This is a genomic window from Dietzia sp. UBA5065 (assembly GCA_002415925.1).
In the GTDB taxonomy this organism is placed as follows: domain Bacteria; phylum Actinomycetota; class Actinomycetes; order Mycobacteriales; family Mycobacteriaceae; genus Dietzia.
Genome location: DIAZ01000080.1, coordinates 1 through 3,192, shown reverse-complemented (window position 1 = coordinate 3,192; position 3,192 = coordinate 1). Strand labels below are relative to the sequence as shown.

The 3,192-nt window shown below is 67.3% G+C and carries 5 protein-coding genes; 2 read left to right on the top strand and 3 right to left on the bottom strand.

What is annotated here, in order from left to right; translation table 11 throughout:
• Positions 1 to 39 precede the first annotated feature (39 nt).
• Positions 40 to 465 carry an organic hydroperoxide resistance protein gene (locus B4M60_RS05925; RefSeq protein WP_291081203.1) on the bottom strand — a complete coding sequence of 142 codons (426 nt, stop codon included), beginning with the start codon at positions 463 to 465 and terminating at the stop codon, positions 40 to 42.
• Between the two features lie 248 nt (positions 466 to 713).
• Between B4M60_RS05925 and B4M60_RS05920 the strand changes: the two genes are divergently transcribed.
• Positions 714 to 962, top strand: a complete 249-nt coding sequence (locus B4M60_RS05920; RefSeq protein ID WP_291081202.1) for a DUF6480 family protein — start codon at positions 714 to 716, stop codon at positions 960 to 962.
• 39 nt (positions 963 to 1,001) lie between these two features.
• Here B4M60_RS05920 and B4M60_RS05915 read toward each other — a convergent pair whose 3' ends face one another.
• Positions 1,002 to 1,349, bottom strand: a complete 348-nt coding sequence (locus B4M60_RS05915; protein ID WP_291081201.1) for a hypothetical protein — start codon at positions 1,347 to 1,349, stop codon at positions 1,002 to 1,004.
• A gap of 153 nt (positions 1,350 to 1,502) precedes the next feature.
• Here B4M60_RS05915 and B4M60_RS05910 point away from each other — a divergent pair, with 153 nt between their 5' ends.
• Positions 1,503 to 1,991, top strand: coding sequence for a hypothetical protein (locus B4M60_RS05910; RefSeq protein ID WP_291081200.1), 489 nt, complete (start codon positions 1,503 to 1,505; stop codon positions 1,989 to 1,991).
• A 171-nt stretch (positions 1,992 to 2,162) separates the two neighbouring features.
• Here B4M60_RS05910 and B4M60_RS05905 read toward each other — a convergent pair.
• A partial coding sequence (locus B4M60_RS05905) for a helicase-related protein (RefSeq protein WP_291081199.1) occupies positions 2,163 to 3,192 on the bottom strand: 1,030 nt, incomplete at its 5' end.

The following is a 3,192-nucleotide window of genomic DNA, read 5'->3' as shown; positions in this document are numbered from 1 at the left end:
GCGATGGGGGTTCCGGGGAATCCCGTCCGTGCGGGCGGCTCAGTCGTCGGAGACCGAGACGGACACCTCGATGTTGCCCTTGGTGGCCCGCGAGTACGGGCACAGCTCGTGCGCGAGCGCGGCCAGCTCGTCGGCCTGCTCGCGCTCGAGGTCGGGGATGATCACCTCGAGGTCCACGGTCAGGTCGATGCTCTGCTCCCCCGACGGGACCAGCGACACCCGCGCCCCCACCGAGGAGCCGTCGATGGTGACCTTCTTCATCCGCGCGGCGCTCTGCAGCGCGGAGTGGAAGCAGGCGGCGTAGCCGGCGGCGAACAGCTGCTCGGGGTTGTTGCCCTCCCCCGACCCGCCGAGTTCCGTGGGCGGGGCCATCTCCAGGTCCACCGCCCCGTCATCCGTGGCGACGTGGCCGTCGCGGCCTCCCCCGGTGGACAGGGCTTCGACGGTGTACAGCGCATCGGTCATCGGGTGCTCCCCTTCATAGGTGCAAGTGCGGCAGTCACAGATATACCGCGGTCGCCGCGAGGTCGTCGGTCGGGCCCGGTAGCGGCCGCGACCATCAGTCATTCGGAACGAGGACCGGCGTGGATGCTCCCGTCACCGTCGGCGAGCGGGAAGAGGCGACGACGACAACGCCGCCATCCCGGCCACCTGGTCACTTGCCCGGCGGACGCAACCGCGTCACGCCGAGAATGCTCGTGTAGTTGTGGGGCATGACCAACACGCGCCCGTCCGACCCGGATCCCGTCGACTCCCCCGATCTCGATGCCGGCGGCTCCCCCACCGGGCCGCAGACGCCGGACTCGGATTCCACGTCGCTGGACTCCGATAGCGCACGGACCGGGCAGAGCCCGACCAAGTCCAACTCTCGCATCGGGATCGTCATCCTGCTGGGGCTCATCGTGCTGGTGATCCTGGTCCTGGTCCTTGGACTGGTGGGGAGACTGTCCGGACTGGGGTGATCGTCGCACTGCAACATCACGTAGTCGGGCACACAGCCCCTACTTTGTCTCGCTGCTCCCCGGCCCACGTCGAGCCGGCTCGGTCATTCGCACGGTCTCCGGGTCCACCTCGTAGATTCGCCGGTCGTCGCCGATGAGCAGATGGCGGACACCTCCGTCATCCCACGCCGGCGCGACGGACCCGTGCGGCACGCTCGGCTCGTAGCGGCCCATCACGAGCCGGCGCGGTTGGCGTAGCTCGACGTGCTCGATTTCCGGGTGCGGCGGGGTGGCGTTGATCCGTGCCCGTACCCGCCCATACTCCGCAGCGTCGGTGACCTGCGGAAACAAAGTGTCGTCCTCGGCCCAACGGAGCGCGCAGTCCCCACACTCGTAGTCCTCCGGCACCTCGGGGATCCCGCAGCCGGCGATCTCGTACCCGGGCGGCGGCGGGCCAGGCGGGAAGCCCCAGATCAGGTGCAGCGTGTGCCTAGCAGAGCAGGACGGGCAGGGCGGCCTGCCGCTGCCCACGAGGTCAGCGAGGCTCGGCTGCACGGGGGCATGGAACCGGTCGTGGCATCGGGAGCACACGAAGACGATTCTTCCGCCTCCAGACTCGTCGTCGACGTCGACGACATGACGCTCGAGTTCCACCCCGTAGTCGTCACAACCCAGGCAGCCGTAGGCCGGCGACGGTCGGTCGTCGTCGACGATCGGGGCGTCGCACCGGACGGGACCGAGCAACCGCCATGGTGTGGGATCCTCCGACTCCGCCTCGACAGCGCGCTCGACTTCGGCCGCCAGGTGCGGGGCAACGGTCCCCGGGAGGGGCCCGAGCGAGTAGCCGAGTCGACGCTCCACCGCGGCTACGGAGAGTCCGTCCGGGTAGAAGCGGAGGCCGTCGAAGTCGAGATCGTCAGGTCCTCCGGGACCAGCTTCGACCGCGTCCAATTCGATGATCGCCGGCCGTGGAGAGTTGACGACGTGCAGGATCAAATCCCCGCGCTCGCACCCCTCCGGAACGTCCCATCGCAGGTCTTCGAAGTCTGAGCGGCCGTCGCCGAACAGCGCGGAGATCGCTTGTCGCGATGGGCTGAGTACGCCCAGGTGGAGTCGGGCCGGAGCAGTTCGTCTGGTAGCCATAAGTCCCTCATGATGGGGTCGGGGCGGATCCTCCGCCAGAAGTACCAACGACGGCAAGGCCCGGTGATCTCGGCAGGGTCAGGCTTCGAGGCTTAACGCCATCGCCGACACGATCGAGTCTGGAATCGGCTGCCGGGTCTCTTCGCTGCTGGTGTCGGGCGAGCTTCCTCCGTCCCTACCCATCACGATGTCGAACCACTTCCGGCGATCGTCCACCACCCGGAACATCTTCTCGTCGTGAGTACCGGCGAGATAGGGGACGTAGACAGTGATGCCGGTTCCGCGCCGTTCCGCAAGCGATCCGATTCTCTCGATCCGACCGGTGCGTTGCTCGACGACCCCGGGGTTCCAGTCCAGATCGTGGTGGATGATCGTGTCGCAGTTCATGTGGAGGTCGATCCCTTCGCCCATCACCGAACTCGCGACCAGGATGTCTGGGACCGAGGGGGTGTTGAAGATCGACGTGAGGCGCACTCGATCCTCGAGGCCGGTTGCGCCGTGCGCCCGCCGGACGGTTCGAAGGCTCGCTCGTCCGGTATGCGCGTGCCGCTCCGTGACGCTGTCTGCCACGCTCTCGTCCGCAACTGAGCCCAGGAGATCCTCGAGGAGCGCCCTCCGCGCCTGAGCGAAACCAGGCTGGACGAGCCTCTTCGCGAACTCGATCCACCTCTCCATGAGGCTGTCGCCGCCAGGCCTGCGTTCGGTCAGCTCACCGATCACATCCTCGGCAGTCATGTCGGGACCCAGCCTGGAGCAGCGCGAGAGGAACTCGTCCGTGCGCAGGTTTCGGATCGCCACATCGGCGATGTCCTGAACCACCGATTCGTAATCCGACTCGCGACCGACGTGGTCCCGCAGAGTGTCGAGTATGTGAGCGCGGATGACCTGATAGCTCTGATTGCTCCGTGACTCCGTGTCGCTGGCGAGAAGTCGGCGGGCGAGGTTCTCGTACCTGCTGCGGATGGCGGCTTCGTCGCTGCGGTCGATGCCGAACTCCCGGGCCCCTCGGTCGAGGACATGCTCGGAAATGCGACGAGCGATCTCAGTCTCCAGTCTCCCGCCGGTCTTGACGTACCAACAGAACACGACCGTCTTCTCGAACGCTCGC